At 71.1% G+C, this 20,333-nt stretch carries 13 protein-coding genes; 6 read left to right on the forward strand and 7 right to left on the reverse strand.

The annotated features are described in order from the left end of the window. Positions 1-336: 336 nt before the first annotated feature. From O0S08_RS21675 to O0S08_RS21695, 5 genes are all read left to right on the forward strand, one after another. Positions 337-1,488, forward strand: coding sequence for a hypothetical protein (locus O0S08_RS21675; RefSeq protein ID WP_269041108.1), 1,152 nt, complete (start codon positions 337-339; stop codon positions 1,486-1,488). A gap of 167 nt (positions 1,489-1,655) precedes the next feature. Then, on the forward strand, positions 1,656-3,455 hold the full coding sequence (locus tag O0S08_RS21680) for a serine/threonine-protein kinase (protein ID WP_269041109.1): 1,800 nt from the start codon (positions 1,656-1,658) through the stop codon (positions 3,453-3,455). A 104-nt stretch (positions 3,456-3,559) separates the two neighbouring features. Then, positions 3,560-4,297 carry a tetratricopeptide repeat protein gene (locus O0S08_RS21685; protein WP_269041110.1) on the forward strand — a complete coding sequence of 246 codons (738 nt, stop codon included), beginning with the start codon at positions 3,560-3,562 and terminating at the stop codon, positions 4,295-4,297. Positions 4,298-4,336: 39 nt separating this feature from the next. Then, positions 4,337-6,157 carry an ABC transporter substrate-binding protein gene (locus O0S08_RS21690; RefSeq protein ID WP_269041111.1) on the forward strand — a complete coding sequence of 607 codons (1,821 nt, stop codon included), beginning with the start codon at positions 4,337-4,339 and terminating at the stop codon, positions 6,155-6,157. Between the two features lie 50 nt (positions 6,158-6,207). Further along, positions 6,208-7,932, forward strand: a complete 1,725-nt coding sequence (locus O0S08_RS21695) for a serine/threonine protein kinase (RefSeq protein ID WP_269041112.1) — start codon at positions 6,208-6,210, stop codon at positions 7,930-7,932. Between the two features lie 12 nt (positions 7,933-7,944). On the opposite strand, the gene O0S08_RS21700 is transcribed toward O0S08_RS21695, so the two are convergent. From O0S08_RS21700 to O0S08_RS21710, 3 genes are all read right to left on the reverse strand, one after another. Then, positions 7,945-8,700 carry a CPBP family intramembrane glutamic endopeptidase gene (locus O0S08_RS21700; RefSeq protein WP_269041113.1) on the reverse strand — a complete coding sequence of 252 codons (756 nt, stop codon included), beginning with the start codon at positions 8,698-8,700 and terminating at the stop codon, positions 7,945-7,947. Between the two features lie 697 nt (positions 8,701-9,397). Beyond that, on the reverse strand, positions 9,398-10,771 hold the full coding sequence (locus O0S08_RS21705; protein ID WP_269041114.1) for a hypothetical protein: 1,374 nt from the start codon (positions 10,769-10,771) through the stop codon (positions 9,398-9,400). Positions 10,772-11,006: 235 nt separating this feature from the next. After that, a complete protein-coding gene (locus tag O0S08_RS21710) occupies positions 11,007-11,840 on the reverse strand; it encodes a methyl-accepting chemotaxis protein (protein ID WP_269041115.1) in 834 nt (277 codons plus the stop codon). Between the two features lie 56 nt (positions 11,841-11,896). Between O0S08_RS21710 and gltX the strand changes: the two genes are divergently transcribed. Then, the gene (gene gltX, locus O0S08_RS21715) at positions 11,897-13,387 is read left to right on the forward strand and encodes a glutamate--tRNA ligase (protein WP_269041116.1); all 1,491 of its coding nucleotides are present in this window, start codon (positions 11,897-11,899) and stop codon (positions 13,385-13,387) included. Between the two features lie 132 nt (positions 13,388-13,519). On the opposite strand, the gene O0S08_RS21720 is transcribed toward gltX, so the two are convergent. From O0S08_RS21720 to mazG, 4 genes are all read right to left on the reverse strand, one after another. Continuing rightward, on the reverse strand, positions 13,520-14,905 hold the full coding sequence (locus O0S08_RS21720) for an adenylate/guanylate cyclase domain-containing protein (protein WP_269041117.1): 1,386 nt from the start codon (positions 14,903-14,905) through the stop codon (positions 13,520-13,522). Between the two features lie 111 nt (positions 14,906-15,016). Further along, the gene (locus O0S08_RS21725) at positions 15,017-16,933 is read right to left on the reverse strand and encodes a hypothetical protein (RefSeq protein WP_269041118.1); all 1,917 of its coding nucleotides are present in this window, start codon (positions 16,931-16,933) and stop codon (positions 15,017-15,019) included. Between the two features lie 1,335 nt (positions 16,934-18,268). Next, positions 18,269-18,871, reverse strand: coding sequence for a hypothetical protein (locus tag O0S08_RS21730; RefSeq protein ID WP_269041119.1), 603 nt, complete (start codon positions 18,869-18,871; stop codon positions 18,269-18,271). 499 nt (positions 18,872-19,370) lie between these two features. Then, on the reverse strand, positions 19,371-20,297 hold the full coding sequence (gene mazG, locus O0S08_RS21735; RefSeq protein WP_269041120.1) for a nucleoside triphosphate pyrophosphohydrolase: 927 nt from the start codon (positions 20,295-20,297) through the stop codon (positions 19,371-19,373). Between the last annotated feature and the right edge of the window lie 36 nt (positions 20,298-20,333).

The following is a 20,333-nucleotide window of genomic DNA, read 5'->3' on the forward strand; positions in this document are numbered from 1 at the left end:
CGTTCGACGCGCTGGCCCCGGGGCATGTCCCCGGGTCCGTCGCGATCGCGCACCGGAGGCCCTGCGCGTCGGCACCGGGTACGACGACGTGTTCGTCGTCTGGCAGGCGTCCGCGAGCTGCACCGGGAACGTCGTCTTCATCGACGGTCAGCCGCTCACCGAGACCGCTCGTACCACGACACCACCGCGCTCCTGGATAACTGGGCGTGGGATTGCGACGGCTGCGTGTCGAACGAGGTCGACAATTGCGACATCACGCCGCAATAGACGAGGCTCGTCGGCGCGCGCGGAAGCCGCTTTACGACCTGCGGGGTCTTTCTGTACCGTGCGGGCCGCATGCGTCGTATCGCGGTCGTCTTCCTCCTGTCGTGCTCCACCCTCGTCGCCTGCGCCCAGCTGGGCGCGCTGTTCGGCGCCAAGCCGCAGCCACAGGCGGAGACGCCGGAGCAGGCCGCCGCGCGCGAGCGGACCGCCGCGGCCGAGCGGCAGAAGGAGGAGCAGCGGCAGCAGGAGGCCGCGGCCGAGGCCGAGAAGCGCGAGCAGGCGCTGCTGGCCGAGCTCGAGGCGGCGCGCGCCGAGGTGTCCGCGGGGACAGGTGATCCCCAGGCCGCCGCGATCGCGTTCGCCGACAAGGTGCGCGCGCTCCAGGGCTCGCAGGCGGTCGCCAGCGGCAAGGTCGACCTCGCCGTGGTGTCGCGCGAGGCGGCCGGCTACCTCGACGCGGTCATGCAGAAGGCCCCGAGCTTCGAGCTGCTGCGCGCGCTCGACTCGCTGAGCGGACCGGAGGCCGACGCCGCGTTCGTGCGCGCGTGTCCGCAGCTGCGCGCGAAGGTCCCGGCCAACGCGGTGATCGGCTTCACCGGCGACTGTCTCAAGCGCGCCGGCGGTGACGCCGCCCGCCTGAAGTGGCCCGGTGTGCAGAAAGATCTGGTCGCCTATCGCAAGCACGAGGAGGAGGAGCTCAGGCGCGCGCGCGAGGAGGAGGCCCGGCGCGCGCAGGAGGAGGCGGCGCGGGCCAAAGCGGAGGCGGAGACGGCCTCTCGCGGCGAGAGCTACGTGGCGGCCTCGGTGTTCGCGGCCGGGCGCTGCAACTTCGGCAACTGCGCCAAGGACGGCTGGACCGTCACGACCAAGGAGGGCGACGTGCGGGTCCGCTGTAACTTCGGCAATTGCCTCAAGGACGGCTGGGTCGCCGATTTCCCGGGTGGCAAGAGCGCCCGCACGACCTGCAGCTTCGGCGACTGCTTCAAGGACGGTTGGCGCACCGAGCTGCCCGACGGCCAGAGCGCGAGCACCCGCTGCAGCTTCAACAATTGCCCCAAGGACGGCTGGAGCACCGACATTCCCGGCCTCGGGACAGCGACCACGCGCTGCAACTTTCAAGACTGTCTGAAGGACGGCTGGACCACCGACTTGCCGCAGGGCGGGCAGGTGCGCTGTCGCTGCAACTTCCAGGACTGTCTGAGCAATGGCGCCACTTGTGATTAGTTCGGCCGCCCGGCCTTGCTCGCGTGTCACGCGGCGCGGCCCGCGCTGCGCGTTTCTGGAGACGTCCGCCGATCGGAACTGTGACGCGACAGCGACGGTCCGCGCGGATATAGTGAGCGAGGATAGCTGCGGCGGTTTCCAGCCGCGCCCGCCATGACAAGCGCCTTATGACGACCCGGCGACAGCCCCGCGCCACCCGTGAACCCGCGCCGGTCGATCCTCTCATCGGGGCGACCATCGCCGGCAAGTACCACATCACCCGATTGCTCGCGCGCGGCGGCATCGGCCTCGTCTACCTCGCGCGGCAGGTGTCGCTCGAGGGCGGCGAGCGGGACGTCGTCGTCAAGGTGCTCGCGCCCAACTGGATCGACAACGCCGAGGCGATCGGCCGCTTCGAGCGCGAGGGCCAGCGGCTCGGCGAGCTGCAGCACGCCAACATCGTCGCGCTGCACGACTGCGGCCACGAGAACGGCGTCGCCTACCTGGTGATGGAGTACCTCGCGGGCGAGCTGCTCAGCGACTACCTCGCGCGCAAGGGTCGGCTGACGGTCGAGGAGTTCGTGCCGATCGCCGCCCAGATCTTGAAGGGCATCGGCTACGCCCACTCGCGCGGGCTGATGCACCGCGACCTCAAGCCCAGCAACATCATGCTGATGGTCCGCAAGGGCCGCGCCAACTACGTCAAGATCCTCGACTTCGGCATGGCCAAGCTGGTCGAGGGCGAGCGCGAGGTGACGGCCGAGCAGATCGTCGGCACCGCCAATTACATCGCGCCGGAGCAGATCCGCGGCGAGACGCTCGACGTGCGGGTCGACGTCTACGCGCTCGGGATCCTGTTCTATTTGATGCTGTCGGGCCGCCTGCCGTTCGAGGGCGAGGGCAACGCGGCGCTGCTTTACAAGCACGTGCACGAGGCCCCGCAGCCGCTCACCGCGGTCCTGCCGGCCAACCACGGCGTGCCCGAGGATCTGATCGCGCTGGTCCACCGCTGCCTCGCCAAGCAGGTCGACGACCGCCCGGCCGACGCCAACGAGATGGTCGAGGCGATGATCGATTCGTGCCCGGCGTCGATGTTCCACCTGCCGGTCGCCGAGGGCGTGGCCGCGGTGTCGCATTCGACCGGCAGCATGGTCGCCACGCCGACGTCCGACCTGCTGCGCACCGCGCCGTATCGGACCCGCGGCTCCGGGCGCACGCGGCCGCTGCTGACGCCGACGATCCCGCCGTCGCAGGCGAGCGGCGGCTTCGCGGCCACCGTCGTCGCGCCGGTGCCCGACACGAGCACGCGCAGCTGGGGCCTGGTCGCCGGCGCGGCCGCGGCGGTGCTGCTCGGCGGCATCGCCACGGCGGTGCTGTACGGCGGCGGCAGCTCGGCCCCGGTGGTCGGCACCGGCGTGACCGAAGAGAAGCGCATGGCGGCCCAGCTCGATCAGGTCGAGCGCGAGATCCTCGGCGGCGAGTTCGACAAGGCCCGGCGCCACCTCGACGGCATGGCCCGCGATCTCGAGCCGTACCCGGTGCTGAAGCGCCGCGCGGAGGCGAGCCTGACCCGGATCGCGGTCGCCAGCACGCTCGCGCTCGCCCAGCGGCTCGAGAAGGAAGGCAACCTGCCGGCGGCGCTCAGCGCCTATCGCGACATCCTCGCCATCGAGGCCAGCCACGCCGAGGCCAAGGCCTCGATCGCGCGCCTCACCGCGGCCACCGAACCGACCCCGCCGCCGCAGTCCGAGCCGGAGCCGGGCGGGCAGGCCAGGCCCGGCACAGGCAAGGCTCGCCCGGGCGCGGCGAAGGCCGGCAGCGGTCGCCCCGAGCCCGCGAGCGCGCCGACCCAGGCGCCGACGCCTGCGCCCGAGCCCGAGCCCGCGGGGGCGAAACAGCCCGCGCCGGAGCAGGCCAAGGACCCGTTCTTGCCGGTCGCGAAGAAGGACGACGGCGGTATCTTCCTACCTGTCGGAGGCAGCAAGTGATGCGAGGTCGCGCGCGAGGTTCTCAACGTGGGGTCGCCGCGGCGCTGGCGGCGTCGCTGGCCCTCGGGGTCGTCCCTGGAACGCAGGGACAGGTCCTCGCGGCCATGTCCTCTGCGACAGGGTTGAACGAGCAGATGGCGACGCAGCCGTCGGCGGCCGACCTGAGCGCGCAGGCGATCGAGCGCTTCCAGGCCAAGGACTACGACGGGGCGGTGCGCCTGTTCGAGGAGGCGTACGCGATCGACAAGGTCCCGAACTACCTGTTCAACATCGGCCGCGTGTACGAGGAGAAGGGCGATATCCGGGCCGCGGTCGATTACTACCAGCGGTTCGTCAAGGAGCCGGGGGTCGAGATCGAGGCGCGCGACCTGGCGCTGCAGCGGCTGCGGGTGTTGAAGGGCATCCTGCAGGAGACCGACCCGTCCGAGGCGAAGTCGGCCCCGAGCGAGCCGACGCCGGCTCCGGTGGCCGAGGGGCCGAAGCCCGAGCCGACACCGGTAAAGCCCGCGGCGCCCGACCCGAAGTGGCGGACGATGAAGCTCGCCGGCGCCGGTCTGCTCGGGGTCGGCGGCGGGGCCCTCGTCGTCGGCGGGATCCTCGGCGGCCTGGCCCTGTCCAAGCAGAGCCAGCTTGACGCCACCCACGACTTCGCAGCCCGCCAGGACCTCAAGCAGGGCGGCGAGCGCCTGGCAGTCGCCACCGACGTGCTCATCATCGGCGGCGGCGCGCTCGCCCTCACCGGCGTGATCCTGCTGGCCGTCGGCGTCAGCAAGGGCAAGTCCAGCGCCGTGGCCGCGCGCCGCGTCCTGCCCACCGGCACCGGCCTCGTGGCCCGCTTCTGATCGATCCGCTGTCCGCTTCGCCTACGCAGGAGGTCGCCCGTGTTCACCGCGCCTGTTTCGCTTCGCTCGTTGCCGCTGGGGCTCGCCGGGCTCGCGTGCGGCCTGGCCTTTGGGGCATGTACTGCGATCACCAACTTCGCCGACTGCAAGGTCGACGAGGACTGCGCCGGCGCGGGCAACGGCTACGTGTGCGGCCCGGGCAACAAGTGCGTCCCGGGCGACGACGAGACCACCAGCGGCGATCCGGGCACGAGCCCGACGACGTCGCTGCCGACGACGTCGACCACGGAGCCGCCGGTCACGACCACGCTCGAGACCGAGACCGACGCGGTGACGAGCACGACCACCAGCACGACCGAGACGACCGCGTCGACCGACCCCGACACCGAGACGACGACCACCACCGGCGGGCCGCTGACCTGCACGGCCCACAGCGAGTGCGTGGCGGCGCTCGGCGACGATCACGTGTGCGGCAAGGCGGGCGAGTGCGTGTCGGCGCTGACGGCCGAGTGTCAGACGTTCCACTGGCCGAGCGACAAGCCGGCCGACAAGGTCGTGTTCGTCGGCTCGATCATGGCGACCTCGCCGCCGTTCGACGCGCTGGTGCTGCCGCTGCAGAACGCGGTCCAGCTGGCGGTCGAGGACTTCAACGCCAACTCCGACCTGCCCGGCGGGGTCAAGATCGCGTGGATCGGCTGCGACGACCAGGGCTCGGCCGACAAGGCGACGGCGTCGCTCACCCACCTCAGCGACACCATCGGCGTGCCGGTGGTGGTGGGGCCGATCTTCAGCGAGCTGGTGCTGCTGCTGGCCGATCAGGCCAAGGCCAGCGGGACGCTGCTGATCTCGCCGACGGCCTCGGCCAAGGAGATCACGGATCTCGAGGACGACGGCCTGGTGTGGCGCACCATCCCGAGCGACGTGTACCAGGCCAACGCGTTCGCCGACCGCATCCCGCAGCTCACGCCGGCGCCGCAGAAGGTCGCGCTGTTGAACAAGGCCGACGCCTACGGCAAGTCGCTGCACATGGACGCGTTCACGCGGCTGATGGACAAGGAGCCGCAGCTCGAGATCACGAACCACGAGTATCCGAACCCGGTCGGCCTGACCCAGGCCGAGCTGCTGCAGATGTACGGCACGGTGATCGCCAACGCCTGGGGCGCCCCCGGCGACCACCCGGACACGATCGGCATCATCGGCACGACCGAGGCCATCGACATCATCCTCGGCTTCATGAACGCGTGGTCGGCCGAGAACCCCGACCCGCCGCTGCCGCGCTTCGTCGTCTCGCACGGGGTCGTGGCGGCCTTGCCCGACCTCATCGCCAAGGCCCCGGCGCCGCTCAAGCCGGTGCTCATGCAGATCACCGAGGGCGTCGCGCCGATCATCTTCGATGAGGCCAACTTCAACAACTTCAACATCCGCTACAAGATCCGGTTCAACGACCAGGCCCCGATCACGGCCGCCTCGCTCAGCTACGACGCGGCGATGGTGCTGATGCTGGCGATGGCCGGCGTGCCCGAGGGCGAACCGATCGACGGCAAGAACGTCGCCGCCGCGATCGCCAAGCTGGTCGACAAAGCGGGCACCGCGGTCAGCTTCGGCGAGGTGATGGGCCTGTCGCTCACGTTCATCAAGAAGGCCCGCAACATCCTCGTCACGGGGGGGACCGTGGACCTCAAGGGCGTCAGCGGTGCGCTCGACTTCGATCTGGCGACCGGCGAGGTCCGCGTGAACCTGCTCGGCTGGGGCATCGACGCGGACATGGGCATGCCCGACGTAGGGGTGCTGGACCCCAAGCGGATGTACGTTCTGGCCCCCGTGCCCAGCACCGAGGGCATGTGGGTGGATCTCCCGTAGCGGTCACCCTCGCTCTTGCCGTCGGGGTATAGTCGGAAGCTGAGGCTTCCGTGGTCGACCCCATTGGTTCGCGCAGGACGCTGGATCCGGGCCCTGGCGCCCGTATCGGCGGCAAGTATGAGATCGATCGCCTGATCGCTCGCGGCGGCGTCGGCGTGCTCTACCTGGCCCACGATCGCGAGAAGCAACGCGAGGTCGTGATCAAGTTCCTCGCCGGACATCTGACCGGTGAATCGGAGGCGAGCGCCCGCTTCGATCGCGAGGTCGAACGACTCAGCGCGATCCAGCATCCGAACATCGTCGAGGTCCTGGGGCACGGCCAGGAGAACGGCGCGCCGTATCTGGTCATGGAGTACCTGCACGGCGAGTCGTTGCTGACCTTCCTGAATCGCAAGGGCTACCTGTCGCTGGCGGAGTTCGTGCCGATCGCGGCGCAGATCCTGAAAGCCCTCGGCTACGCGCACGGCCGCGGCCTGATGCACCGCGACATCAAGCCGGCGAACATCATGCTCGTCACTCGCAAGGGCCGGGCCAACTTCGTCAAGCTGCTCGACTTCGGCATGGCCAAGCTGGTCGAGGGCGAACGCGACATCACCTCGGAGCAGGTGCTCGGCACGGCCAACTACATGGCGCCGGAGCAGGTCCGCGGGGAGGCGCTCGACGAGCGCGTCGACGTGTACGCGTGCGGCCTGCTGTTCTATCGCATGCTGTCCGGCGCGCCGCCGTTCGTGGCCGACAACAACTCGGCGCTGCTGTACAAGCAGGTGCACGAGGTGCCGCCGCCGCTGGCGGTCAAGCTGCCGCCCGGCAGCGAGGTGCCGCCCGAGCTGGCGCAGCTCATCGATCGCTGCATCGCCAAGGATCCCGAGGCGCGGCCGCTCGACGCCAACGCGCTGACCCAGGCGCTGGTCGACTGCGTGCCCTCGCACCTGTTCCGCCTGCCGCTGGCGGAGGGCGGCGACCCGAGCGCGACTGCGTCGACGCTGGCGATGGTGCCCGAGCTGGCGCCCTCGACCAGCCTGGTCGGGCGCGAGCTGCCGTCGGGGTCGATGAAGCCGATGTCTCGCAAGCGGCGGCAATCGGCGGTGGTGAGCCGCAGCGTCAGCGCGGTCGACCTGGCGCAGGCCGACGCCGAGGCCGAGGGTCCGTCGATCACGGCGGCGATGCCGACCGAGCCACGCCGCTCGATGACAGGGGTCATCGCCATCGGTGCGGCGGCGCTGGCGGCCGTGGTGGTGGCGGTGGTGATGTTCGCCGGGGGAGGGGAGCGCGCGCCGAAAGGGGTCGACAAGGTCGACGCCGCGCGAGTGGCCGCGCGCCTCGATCAGGTCGACGCGTGGATCCTCGACGGCGACTTCGGCAAGGCCCGCGAGGAGCTCGAGGCGGTGCGCTACCAGCTGCACGTGCTGCCCAACGGCGAGAGCCGGGCGTCGGCGCAGGAGCGCAAGATCGCGGTGCTCATCGCCGTCCAGGTGGCGCGCCAGTTCGAGCAGGCGAACGACAAGGGGGCGGCCGAGAAGGCGTACCGCGACGTGCTGGCGCTCGACGGCGGCAACGCCGAGGCCCGCGCGGGGCTGGCCCGCCTGCAGTCGGCGGCCAGGGTCGTCGAGGTGGACGTGCCCGACGAGCCGCGGCCGAAGCCGAAGCCGCGCCCGAAAGCCGGCGACGGCAAGCCGCCGGCGACGAAGGCGACGGACTCGAAGTCCGACGAGACGTTCAAGCTGCCGCCCAAGAAGAGCGACAGCTCGATCTTCCTGCCGACCGGCAAGAAGTGACAGCGGGCCTGCTCAACCGTGCAGGCTGAGCACGTAGACGTCGTAGAGCGCGTGCGTCCAGGCGGCCACGCCGAAGCCGCGCAGCTGATAGACGAGGGCGAAGAAGACGCCGGCGAGGGTGCGGTAGACGAACGCGGCGTAGGTGAAGGGCTCGCCGGCCGGGCCGACGTGGTGGGCGAGGCTGAAGATCAGCGACGACAGCACCAGCGCGCCGAGCCAGGCGCGCCGCCGACCGGTGAGGCCCGACAGCAGAAAGCCGATGCCGCCCATGCCGAGGACGCGGAAGATGAGCTCCTCGTGGAGGCCCGCACCGGCCGAGATGACGGCGATGTCGGCGACGCTGGTGCGGGCCTGAATCGCCAGACCGGGCACGAGCTCGGCGAAGCGGTGGATGACGAGCAGGATCAAGGTGCCCATGGTCGAGGCGTAAAAGCCCGACTCGACCAGCATCGGCACGAATCGCTGGGGGCTGAAGCGGCCGTAGCTGCGCAGGATGACCAGGACGGCGGCGTAGCCGACGAGGCCGGCCCCGAGCGCGGCCATGTAGTTGCCGAGATCGCGGGCGCACAGCTCGATCAGCGACTTGGTGATGAAGTCGACGCCGTTGAGGCCGAGGCCGCCGGAGCCGAGGATCCCGAGCTGGTAGACGAGCAGCAGCGGGAACACCAAAACCGCGCTGGTGAACGGATCGATCCGCGCCGAGAAATGATCCCAGAAGGCGCCGCGCGCGCGGGGCGGGGGCGGCCGAGGCGGCTGTGCACGGGCCATGCGCCGCCAAGCCTGCGCGAGCGAGCGTCAGCCGCCAAGCAATCGGCCAAAACGACCCTGTCGGAGGGAGAGGCCGGAGGCCGACGCCGCCCGCGCCGGGAGGCTTTGGCGCGGCGAGGGGACACGAGGATTTTTCGCCCCGCGGGGCGTGAGATGCGCCGGGGCTGTCGAGCGCCGGCGCGCCCACGTCCAGGGCATGCGGCTCCGAGGGGATCCGCCAGCGCCCGGCATTCCCACCAATGCCGCGGGAAATGGCCGGATTCGGAGACCCGCATCGAGGAATCACGGGGGACGACCGGGGAGAGTCCGGCCAGCGAGGCACTACCCGCCCGCGCCGCTTGTCGAGTCCCGCGATGGGCTTGGCAGGGAACTCGTCGGCCTTGCACCGAGGGCGCGGCCTCGGGCCCGCCTGGGAGCCGTATCGAGTCGGGACGAGCGGGGAGGGCGGGCTCGCTGCAGGACTCGCTCGGTCACGGCCGCCGGGTCTCGAGGGCGTCGAGGACGCTGTCGGGGCGGGCGAAGTAGGCGTGCTCGAGCAGGGGCTCGGCCGACGAGCGGGCGTTGCCGGCATTCGGTTCGACCGAGGATGACGCGCCTGGCCGTACCGGTCGATTGAAGTCGTCGCCATCGGCCGGTGCGACGACCAAATGCAACGAGCCCCGGCAGGACGGCCAGGGCTCGATGCGGGGCGCCGGGGCTACTTGCGCTTGCCGGGCTTCTTGACGGGTTTCTTCGCCGCCGGCTTCTTGGCGGCCGGCTTCTTCGCTGCCGGCTTCTTCGCTGCCGGCTTCTTGGCGGGCTTCTTGGGCGCGGCCTTCTTGGCGATGGGCTTCTTCGCCGCCGGCTTCTTGGGCGCGGCCTTCTTGGCGACGGGCTTCTTCGCCGCCGGCTTCTTGGCGGCGGGCTTCTTCGTCGCGGCCTTCTTGACGAGCGGTTTCTTGGCAGCCGGTTTCTTGGCGGCCGGCTTCTTGGCGGCCGGCTTCTTGGGCGCGACCTTCTGCTTCTTGGCCTTCTCGTCCTTGGCCTTCTTCGACTTCTCGGCGTCCTTCACCTTCTTGGCCTTCTCTTTGGCCTTTTCGGCGTCCTTGGCCTTCTTCGCCTTCTCGGCCTCCTTCGCCTTGCGGCCGGCCTCCTTCTCGGCGAGCTTCTTGGCCTTCTCGGTCTCCTGGGCCTTCTTGCGCTCCTCGGCCTCGCGCTTGGCGGTCTCCTTGGCCGTGATGGCGTCTTGCTTCTTCTGCTCGGCGTCGAGGCGCTTCTGCTCGGCGGCCCGGACCCGCTCCTCTTCCTTGCGGCGCTTCTCGTCTTCCTTGGCCTGCTTGGCGGCGTTGCGGGCCTGCTCTTTTTCGAGCTTCACGCGCTCGCGGTCCTCTTCCTTGCGGCGCTTCTCGTCTTCCTTCTCCTTGCGCTTGCGGTCGCGCTCGGACTCGCGGCGGAGGCGTTCTTCCTCGCGGCGCTGGGCCTCCAGGACCTTGCGTTGCTCGGCTGCGGCTCGCTTCTCGGCGTCTTCTTCGGCCTGGCGGCGCTCGCGCTGGGCGGCGATCTCCTCGGGCGAGGGGCCCATCTCGAGCCCGAGCAACTGGCGGACTTCTTCTCCGGAGACTCGCTCGCCGCGGCGCTCGTCGGCGGTCTCGCCGCGGCCGTGGACGAGGAGGCGCGCGAGATCGCTGCGGAACATCATCTCCGCCTTGTTATCGCCCATCAGCTCGCTGACGTAGCCGACGCCGAAGGTGGGATGGACGACGATCTGGTGGAGCTGGAGCAGCGCCTTGGGGCTGTACCGAACGGCGTTATTCACGTCGTACGTGTGGACCCCGTCGAGCCAGGACAATTTCTTCATACTCTTGCGCCGGGACACGCTCAGCGGCTCCGGGCTCTCGTCGTCCCGGCCCCGCGGAGGCTTGAAGGAGTGAATATCACCGCAGACGCCGCACTGGACGCGGCGGATCTCGTCGCCGTAGCTCTCGAGGATGACGTGCGTGGTATCGGCGCGACACTTGGGGCAGTAAGCCTCAGTTTCGCCGCCGTTCGAGCTCTGGTTGCCACCGAAATGGCTCTCGAAGATCTGGTCCATGGCTTATCTCCGGACCGAAGCCGCTGGGCCAGTGACGTAGCATGCCCGGATTTGGAAGTACAAGCCCAAATTGGAGGATTTTGCCGGGGATGGCCCCGCCGGACCGGGCAGCCACGGTCGATGGTGGCAAGGCCGGTCGCTCGGAAGATTCGCTGGACGAGCCGCGAGTGCCATGAATTCTCGGGTTTGGACCGGGAGTCCCTTGGGCCCGTGCCCATGGGACAGGTCGTCCGGGTCACACGGAAAGCGGCGGATCGCCCTCGCTGGTGCCCGCAGCGCCGCTCCCCCGCGCTCGCCCGAACTCTTCGCCGTGGCCCTCACCGGGCTCGAGACCCATCGTCTGCATCAGCTTGCGAACATCGGTGACGGTGCCCTTGGCCCGATCGGCGAGCGTGCCGAGCTCGCGGCAGACGACGCGGAATGCGCGGCCGTACTCGCCCGCCTGCGCGGCGATGATGTTGCCGTTGAGGGCCAGCAGCTGCAACCGGCGGGCGACGTCGTCGAGGAAATGGATCACGCCCTCCATGCCGTCGGCGGCCTCCTCCTGGGCCGCCGTGCGCTGCTCGACGCCGATCCTGGCCGCGGCGACCAGCGACTCGTAGAAGGACTGCTCCGACTGGAAGGCCTCGATCATGCCGATCGGCGCCGTCTCGTCGGGCGACGTGGTCGGGTACAGCGGGCGCGCGGTGACGAGATAGACCAGGCCGTTGCGCTTCAGCGAACCCTTGAAGATCTCGCGCTTGCGCAGCACGACGTCGACCAGCTCGGCGTCGGCGTAGCCGCCGATTTCGCCGGGCTTGCCGACGCCCAGGGCCGACGTCGAGGCGATCCGGCGGTTGCCGTGATAGAGCGTGATGCCGAGGCTCGTCGCCCGGGCGAGCAGCGGGAGGAGCGTATTGTCCTGGTCGAGGACGGTGTCGCCCGCGCGAAGGCGGCCCTCGACCCGGTGGAGGCGACCCAGGCGCCGAATCACGTTGTCGCACAGCTCGGTGGCCGAGACCCCCCGGTCGAGGATGCGGCGCCGGATCACCGACCACACCGCGTTGAAGATCTGGGTCTCCGTCGTCATTTCGCTCACGTGCCCGCAGTGTACTGGGCCCGGCGGCCCCGTGGTAGGAGCCCGTCATGACCGGACAAGACGGCGCGCGGCCGCCTGGGCGCCTGCCTCCGCGCGTGCGGATCGCCCCCAGTCCGACCGGCGACCCGCACGTCGGCACGGCCTACATCGCCCTGTTCAACTACGTGTTCGCCCGCAAGCACGGCGGGAAATTCATCCTCCGGATCGAGGACACCGATCAGGAGCGGTACACCGCCGGCAGCGAAGCGGCCATCTTCGAGGCGCTGCGCTGGCTGGGTCTCGAGTGGGACGAGGGCCCCGACGTCGGCGGCCCGCACGGCCCGTATCGCCAGTCGGAGCGCCTGCCGCTGTACCGGCGGGAGATCCAGAAGCTGGTCGAGAAGGGCGAGGCGTACCCGTGCTTCTGCACCAAGGAGCGGCTCGACCAGCTGCGCCGCGACCAGATCGCGGCCAAGCAGTCGACTCTCGGCTACGACGGCCGCTGCCGCTCGCTTTCGCCCGCGGAGGCCGCGGCGCGCATGGCGGCCGGCGAGGCGCACGTGGTCCGGCTGCGCGTGCCGGACGACGGCGAGACCGTGTTCGTCGACCACCTGCGCGGCGAGGTCCGGTTCGAGAACCGGCTGATCGACGACCAGGTGCTGTTCAAGTCGGACGGCTTCCCGACCTATCACCTGGCCAACGTGGTCGACGACCACGACATGGGCATCACCCACGTGATCCGCGGCGAGGAGTGGATCACGTCGACGCCCAAGCACGTGCTGCTCTACAAGGCCTTCGGCTGGGAGGCGCCCGAGTTCTTCCACCTCGGCCTGCTCCGCAACGAGGACAAGTCGAAGCTGTCGAAGCGCAAGAACCCGGTCTCGGTGTTCCACTACCGCGACCTCGGCTACCTGCCCGAGACCATGCTGAACTTCATGGCCAACCTCGGCTACAGCATGGGCGACGACCGCGAGCGCTTCACGGTCGAGGAGATGATCGCGCACTTCGACTGGTCGCGCGTCAGCGCCGGCGGGCCGGTGTTCGACCAGAAGAAGCTCGAGGCGTTCGACGGCGCCGACATCCGCGCGATGTCGGTCGACACGCTCTACGACCGCCTGATGGAGCGCACGCTGTCGCGCGAGCGCCTGCTGCCGCTGCTCGCCCAGGCGCAGGAGCGGGTCAACCGGCTCGACGACTTCATCCCGTACCTGTCGTTCTTCTTCGGCGGCAGCCTCGACTACGGGCCGGTGCTCGACAAGCTCAAGGTCAAGGACCGCACGCCCGCCGAGGTCGCGACCACGCTCGAGGCGTTCGCCCAGGACATCGAGCGCGACCCCGAGGCCCGCGCCTTCACGGCTACGGCCCTCGACGCGTTCGCCCGCGGGTTCTGCGAGCGCAACGGCTGGAAGAACAAGGACCTGTTCATGCTGCTGCGCGTGGCCGTCACCGGCCGCACCGCCTCGCCGTCGCTGTTCGACACGATGGCGCTGTGCGGCAAGGACCGCTGCCGCCTGCGGATCCGCGACGTCGTCGCGCTGCTGCGCACGCAGAAGGGCTGAGCGGAGCGCGCGGGCATGTCCGAAGGGGCATGCCCGCCGGGACATGTGCGAGGCGACATGTCGCTTCGCGCATGTCCGATGCGACATATCTGCAAGCGCCGAGCGAGGCCGCGGCGACGCTGCCCCGCGGGCTCAGGGCGCGAGCTCGATGGCGGGGACCTCGCCGAAGCCCTTGGCGTAGACGGTGCGGGGGTTGCAGGAGGACCCGAGGGACATGTTCTGCAAAAAGCCCGGCTGGGTCAGCAGGCGGCCCGGGGTCGCGGCGGCCTCGAGGCGGGCGGCGAGGTTGACGGTCGCGCCGATGACGGTGTGCTCGAGGCGGGCGGGCGAGCCCATGTTGCCGTGGACCAGCGGGCCGGCGGCGACGCCGATCCGCAGCTCGAGGGCGCGGCCGCCGTCCTCGGCGATGTCGGCGTTGCAGGCCGGCAGCTCGGCCAGCATCGCCAGGCCGCAGCGCACTGCCGCGACCGCGAGCTCGCCCACGGGCCTGAGGCCGCGCGGGTCGATGAACACGACCATGATGCCGTCGCCGAGCCGCTTGTCGATGATGCCGCCGTGGGCCAGGATGACCGCGTCCATGCGCTCGAAGTAGCGGTTGAGCTGGCGGACCACGGCGGCCGGCCCGAGCTCGCTGCAGCGGCGGGTGAAGTCCTTGAGGTCGGCGAACAGCACCGCGCCCTCGGTCATGCGCCCGCCGACCCGGACCTCCTCCTCCGGGTTGATCCGGATCGCCTCGATGACGTGCGCCGGCAAGTAGTGGGCGAGCTTGCGCTGGGTCAGCTCGGTGTCGCGGCGCTCGAGCGCGGAGGCGTCGAGGCGGCGCAGCAGGTCGGGCAAGGTCCCGCGCACGTAGGCGCGCAGGCGCTGCAGCTCGGCGACCGGATCGTCGATGATGCGCTCGTCGTAGTAGATGTCGTAGCAGCAGTGGCGCACCGCCGGGTCGAGGTGGATGCACTCGCGGTGCTCGACCCGCGCCGGCGGGAGGCTCCAGATGGTCGGGATGGCCTCGAAGAAGCCGCGGCGGCTCCAGCAGGCGCCCGGGCGATCGGCGATCTCGTGCTCCATCACCGCGCGCACGCGGGCGGCGCCGTGCCGGCGATCGACGAGCTGCATGCGGGTGATCCGGTTGCCGCGGGTGTACATGCGCTCGATGTCGCCGAAGAACTCGCCGGGGCCCTGCAGCGCCCACAGGAGCAGCCACATCGGGCCCATGTCCTGGCGCTGCATCATCGACGCCGAGGCGTCGCGCCAGTGCAGCCACAGCGGGTGATCGTAGTCCGGCGAGGTGTCGAGGCCGCACAGCTGGCGGGCCGCGGAGTCGCAGAAGCGGCGGTCGAACTCGACGCTGATCCAGCGCTCCGGATCCTGCAAGTACTCGAGGCTGAGGCCGGCGCCCTCGACGATGCGGTCGGCGACGTCCTCACCGAAGCGCTCGCAGAAGTAATGGACCAGCGTGAGCGCGAAGCGGTTGTTCAGGTGCGCCTTCGTCAACGCGGGGTCGTAGACGCGCTCCGGCACGCGCCCAGACTACCGCGCCAGGGGGCCCCTGGCGAGGCTCAGGCCGCTGCGCGCGGCGCGGGCGACGAGATGTCCTCGGGGACATGTGCGTCCCCGCGCCGAATGTGGGCGTCAGGGGTTCTGCGCGGTCACCCAGGCGCCGATGAAGCCCTCGGGTGGGACGCCGCAGTTGGTGCCGACGTAGTCGGGGCCGTTGGCGTTGCCGACCTTGAACACCACGCCCGAGGGGTTCACCAGCTTGACCCGGTAGGAGCGGCCGGCGATGAAGGTCTTCTCCTTGGCGAAGGCGAGGGTGACGATGAAGCGCTCCGACTGGCCGGCGGCGACCTGCGCGAAGAAGCTGCCGGCGGCCGGGCCGAGCACGCCGTTGGCCGGGAACGAGAACGGGTTGCCGGTGAGGTGGACGTACTGGTCGCCGTTGCTGTACTCGGCGCCGCCGCTGTCCTGGTAGATCTTGGCGGACGAGACATCGGAGGAGAAGCCGCCCCCCATGGTGTCGAGCATCAGCGGGATCTTGTCGAGTCGCAGCGCGCTGGCGGTGTTGTTGTAGACGGTGAAGGCGAGGGTGGCGACCTCGCGGAAGTCGACGCCATCGGGCGGGAGGAACCGCTTGTCGACCGGCGGGTCGTCGGTCTGGACGAACACGACGCCGGCGTTGCAGCCGCCGCCCTTGGTGGTGCCGCAGTTGCTCAGGGCGTTGAGCTCGCAGGTCTTGCTCGCGTTGCAGTACCATTGCTGGCAGCCCTGGAACACCCCGCACTCGCTGTTGGCGGTGCACTTCATGAACAGGGGGCAGCGCTGGCCGGTGGCCGGATCGGCGGGGGCGGCGGCGCAGGCCGGGCCGGGCTCGACGCACTGGCCGTTCTCGCACACGCCGGTGTCGCAGTCGGCGTCGATCAGGCAGCCCTCGCCGGCCTGGCACTCGGGACAGGTCGCGCCGCCGCAGTCGACGTCGGTCTCGTCGCCGTTGTGGACGCCGTCGTTGCACTTCGGCGGCTGGCAGACCTGGCCGGTGCAGACGCCGCTGTCGCAGTCGGAGCCGAGCTGGCAGTCTTCGCCGGCCTGGCACTCGGGACAGGTGGGTCCGCCGCAGTCGACGTCGGTCTCCTGGCCGTTGTGGACGCTGTCGTCGCACGCGGCGGCCTGACAGACCTGGCCGGTGCAGACGCCGCTGTCGCAGTCGCCGTCGTCCTGGCAGCCGTCGCCCGGGCCGCAGTCGGGGCAGGTGGGGCCGCCGCAGTCGACGTCGGTCTCGTCGCCGTTGTGGGCCCCGTCGTCGCAGGCTGCCGCCTGGCAGACCTGGCCGGTGCAGACGCCGCTGTCGCAGTCGCCGTCGTCGTCGCAGGCCGCCCCGTCGCCGCACGCCGGGCAGACCGGGCCGCCGCAGTCGACGTCGGTCTCCATGCCGTTCTGGAGGCCGTCGCCGCAGGTCGGCGGGGCGCACTGGTGGGCGAGGCACAGCTGTCCCATGGGACAGTCGCGGGCGGTGACGCACTCGACGCAGGTGCCCTCGCCGTCGCACACGCCGGTCGTGCAACTCTCGCCCGCGGTCACGGCGACCTCGTCGCAGGCGCCGTCGCTGCAGACGGCCGCGTGACACTCGGCCGCGGCCGGGCAGTCGTCGGGGCCGCCGCAGCCGGGCATGCCGGTGGTCGTGGTGTCGGTGGTGTCGGTGGTGCCGGTCGTGGTGGTCGTGGCGTCGGTGGTGTCGGTGGCGGTGGTGATGTCGGTCGTGGCGTCGGTCGTCGCTTCGGTGGCGGTGACCGGGCTGGTGGTGGTCGTGAGGGTCTCTCCGCCGGTGGTGGGCGTCGTCGGATCGCCGGTGGTCGGGCCGGTGCCGCTCAGCGAGTCCGAGGCGCCGGTGGTCGGGTCGCCGGAATTGCTGGTCGTCGGGACCTGTCCCGAAGTGCTGGTCGAGGTGGTGCCGGTGCCGGTCGCGCTGCCGCCGTCGGTGGTCGCGGTGCCGGCGTCGCCGCAGGCGGTGAGGAGGGCGAAGACGAGGGCAGGAGAGAGCAGCCGAGTAGACATCAGGCGTCGACGCTACTGCCTGGATCGCGGGCCGAGGAGCGCGGTCCGCTTGCCCTCCGTCACGCGGACGGCTGTCCCGCGCCGAGACGCGCCCACCCGCGCGAAAGAGTGAACGGAGTGTGCCGACGTCCGCTGGGGAGGGCAGGGCGCGAAGCGCTTCGCGCCGCGGGGTGATGGGTCGCCGGGAGCGGATCCTCGCCGGAGGTTCCGACGAGCGCGGTCGGCGAGGTGGCGCGCGGTTCTGCCCTGGAAGAGGTCTGTCCTCCGGGACATGTGAGTGGGCGCAGAGATCGGCCGTGCGCCTGGCGCCGCGCTGCGCGGGTCGCTCGCGCGAGTCGAACGACGGGGCCGTGGCGAGGCTGCTCGGCGGAGGCTCGCGGAAGTCGAGGCCTCGTCCACCTGCGTCGACGCGATGACGCTTGCTACCTGCGGGCGAGATGTGGCGCTCAGGACATGCTCGAAGGGATATGCGGAGGCGAGGGCGGCGAAGTCTTGCATGGCCTTACAGGCATGTCTTGAAGGACATGCTGAAGCCGCCGGCGAGCGACCGCCGCGGGGCGCGCGGACGGGAGAGGTCATGGGCACAGAGCAGCGCAGACGTCCGCGTCGAGGCAGAGGTGCGGGGCGGCCGCGAGCGGTCGCAGGTCGAGCTGCGAGATGTCCTCGAGGACAGGCTCCTCGCAGGGCCGGCGAGGGACGCGAAACTCGCGGCGGACGCGCGGTCCGACGGCGGTCTGCGAGCGAGATCTGCAGCGCCGCAGGATCGCGGCGCGCGGCGCCTCGCGGAGGATGGGTGCGCCGACAGTGCGCCCCGGGTTCTCGTCCCAGACTTTGCAGCTCAGGGCGAGGCGCTTTTATCCCGCCCGGGCCGCAGCTCCGCGAGCGTCGATGAGCTCGTCGGGGAGGGGTCAATGCGGGTTCGGCTCCGACTTGTGGCGATGGGTGTCGGGAGCGTGCCGGCAGACCGCGGGTTCGGCTCCGACTTGTGGCGATGGGTATCGGGAGCGTGCCGGCCAGGGATGGCTGACTCGTTGCGGGTGCGGCTCCGACTTGCGGCGACAGTGTCGGGAGCGTCTCCACGAGCCACGAGCTCCAGGGTCCTTGCGGCGGGGACGGCGAGCGTGAGTCACGGCGCTCGCGGCGGCTGTTTCTCGAGCGTCCGCTCGTGGACGTAGCCGCGGCAGGCTCGTCGCGCGCGCACGGCCGAGACGGCTGCTGCACCTCGACGGCGAATCAGCCGCGCGGGCCGAGGGCGATCGGACGCACGCTCGGCAGGCTCGCGCGCAGCCCGGGCGCCGACGAACGGCGAGTCAGCCGCCGCTGCCGGGACACGCCTCAGACGCGCTCGGGCAGGGCCGTGGCGCTGCGCACGGCCGAGACGGCTTGCAGCAGCCACACGAGGGCGAAGCAGCTGACGAGGCCGAGGCCGACGGCGAAGGGGCCGAGCGGGAGGAGGACGGCCAGGATCGCGGCGGCGGCGATCCAGGCGTGGCGCAGCGCTCGTGCGGCGCGGGCGGTGCGGCCGAGGGCGCGGACCAGGGTCGCCAGCTGGGCCTCGTCTTCGGGCTGCAGCGGCGACTGGGTGCGCGCGGGCAGCAAGCGGTGGTTGTACCAGAGCAGGCGGGTGGCGATCTGATGAAGGCGCGCCAGCTCGACCACCGGCTCGCTCTCGCTGGCGGCGATCACCGAAGGCGTGTGGCTGAAGACGCCGGGGACGAACACGCGGGCGCGGTTGAGCGCGTTGACGGCCTCGGCGAGGAAGCTGCGGGCCTGAGCCGCGGTGCGCTCCGGATTGTCCTCGGCGTCCTGGCTCTCCAGGGTCAGCAGGGCGAGGTGGAGGGCGTCGCAGGCCTCCCCCAGCGGGCGCTGCGCGGCCGGAACCAGCGACTCCTCGTCGGGCTCGCAGCGGCGATACGCGCTCATCTGAGGGGGGGCCATTACCAGGCAGCATAGCGGACGGCGGGGAGCGGGCCAGCGCGGGCGAGGGCGCGGCGGGCTCGACTGTGATCGCGGCCGCGCGACCTCAGCTGTCCCTCGGGACATCCGGCCCGCCGGCTTCGCCGGCGCGGGCCCGCGCCTGGGCCTCGTTCCACCAGCCGTCGAGCGGCGGCTGTCGGGTGACCGCTAGCGAGCGAACCGGTCCGCGGCGCGCTCGCGGCCTCGGCTGTCCTTCGGGACATCCAGCCCGCGGCTTCGCCAGCACAGGCCCGCGGCTCGGCCTCGTTCCACCAGCGCCGTCCGGCGACCGCTCCTGGCGAGCGGACCGGTCCGCGGCGCTCGATCGGGCCGCGGCGTCAGCTGTCCTTCGGGGCATCCTACACGCCGGCACCGCCGGCGCGAGCCCGCGCCTCGGCCTCGTTCCACCAGCCGTCGAGCACCAACCGGCGGACCGCTCCTGGCGAGCGATCCGGTCCACGGCGCTCGAGCGGCCGCGGCATCAGCTGTCTTTTGGGACATCCTGCCCGCCGGCTTTGCCGGCACGGGCCCGCGCCTTGGCTTCATTCCACCAGCCGTCGAGTCGCTCGAGGCCCGCGGCCTCGGGCTCGATGCCGGCGGCGTGGCAGCGCTCCATCACGTAGGCGAAGCGGGCCTCGAACTTGGCGCAGGTGGCCCGCAGCGCGTCCTCGGCGGCGACGCCCAGCTTCTGGCCGTAGCGCACCAGCACGAACAGCAGGTCGCCGAACTCCTCCTCGATCGCCTTCGGGTCGCCCTCGGCCCGCGCTCGCTCGAGCTCTTCCCACTCCTCGCGGATCTTGTCGACCGGGCCCTGGATCGTCGGCCAGTCGAAGCCGACCGCGGCGGCCTTGTCCTGCAGCCGCCACGCCCGCTGCAGCGCCGGCAGCGAGCGCGGCACGCCGGCCAGCGGGCGGGCCGGGCCGCGTTCGGTCCCTTCGGACAGGTTCTCCGCGCGCTTGAGCTGGGCCCACTGACGCGCGACGTCGTCGGCGTCGCGCGGCGCGTCGTCCGCCGCGGGCGCGAACACGTGCGGGTGACGCCGGATCATCTTGTCGCGGATGGCCGCGATCACGCCGTCGAGGTCGAAGGCGCCCTCGCGCTCGCGCAGGGCCGACTGGAAGACGATCTGGAACAGGAGATCGCCGAGCTCGCGGCGGTGCGCCTGGGGGTCGGCCAGGGCGTCGAGGACCTCGTACGCCTCCTCGATGAGGTAGGGCCGCAGGGTGTCCAGCGTCTGGGCCCGGTCCCAGGGGCACCCCTCCGGGTCGGCGAGCAGGCGGTCCATGAGGTCGCGCAGGCCGTCGAGGCCGTCGCGCAGGCCGTGAGCGCGGTGATCGACCTCGGCGGGCACGGCCGCGCCCGCCGGCGAGTCCGGCTTTGCCTCCGAGGGGTCGCGTGGTAGCTTCACGGGCAGCCCATTACCACGGGCGGCCCACGCCTGAAC

This window comes from Nannocystis punicea (assembly GCF_026965555.1).
Taxonomy (GTDB): Bacteria; Myxococcota_A; Polyangia; order Nannocystales; family Nannocystaceae; genus Nannocystis; species Nannocystis punicea.

What these genes read in the sequence shown, in the direction of transcription:
- O0S08_RS21675 (WP_269041108.1), top strand. Translation starts at nt 337, where the DNA reads ATGCGTCGTATCGCGGTCGTCTTCCTCCTGTCGTGCTCCACCCTCGTC.
- O0S08_RS21680 (WP_269041109.1), top strand. Translation starts at nt 1,656, where the DNA reads ATGACGACCCGGCGACAGCCCCGCGCCACCCGTGAACCCGCGCCGGTC.
- O0S08_RS21700 (WP_269041113.1), bottom strand. Translation starts at nt 8,700, where the DNA reads ATGGCCCGTGCACAGCCGCCTCGGCCGCCCCCGCCCCGCGCGCGCGGC.
- gltX (WP_269041116.1), top strand. Translation starts at nt 11,897, where the DNA reads ATGACCGGACAAGACGGCGCGCGGCCGCCTGGGCGCCTGCCTCCGCGC.
- O0S08_RS21725 (WP_269041118.1), bottom strand. Translation starts at nt 16,933, where the DNA reads ATGTCTACTCGGCTGCTCTCTCCTGCCCTCGTCTTCGCCCTCCTCACC.
- O0S08_RS21685 (WP_269041110.1), top strand. Translation starts at nt 3,560, where the DNA reads ATGTCCTCTGCGACAGGGTTGAACGAGCAGATGGCGACGCAGCCGTCG.
- O0S08_RS21705 (WP_269041114.1), bottom strand. Translation starts at nt 10,771, where the DNA reads ATGGACCAGATCTTCGAGAGCCATTTCGGTGGCAACCAGAGCTCGAAC.
- O0S08_RS21730 (WP_269041119.1), bottom strand. Translation starts at nt 18,871, where the DNA reads ATGGCCCCCCCTCAGATGAGCGCGTATCGCCGCTGCGAGCCCGACGAG.
- O0S08_RS21710 (WP_269041115.1), bottom strand. Translation starts at nt 11,840, where the DNA reads ATGACGACGGAGACCCAGATCTTCAACGCGGTGTGGTCGGTGATCCGG.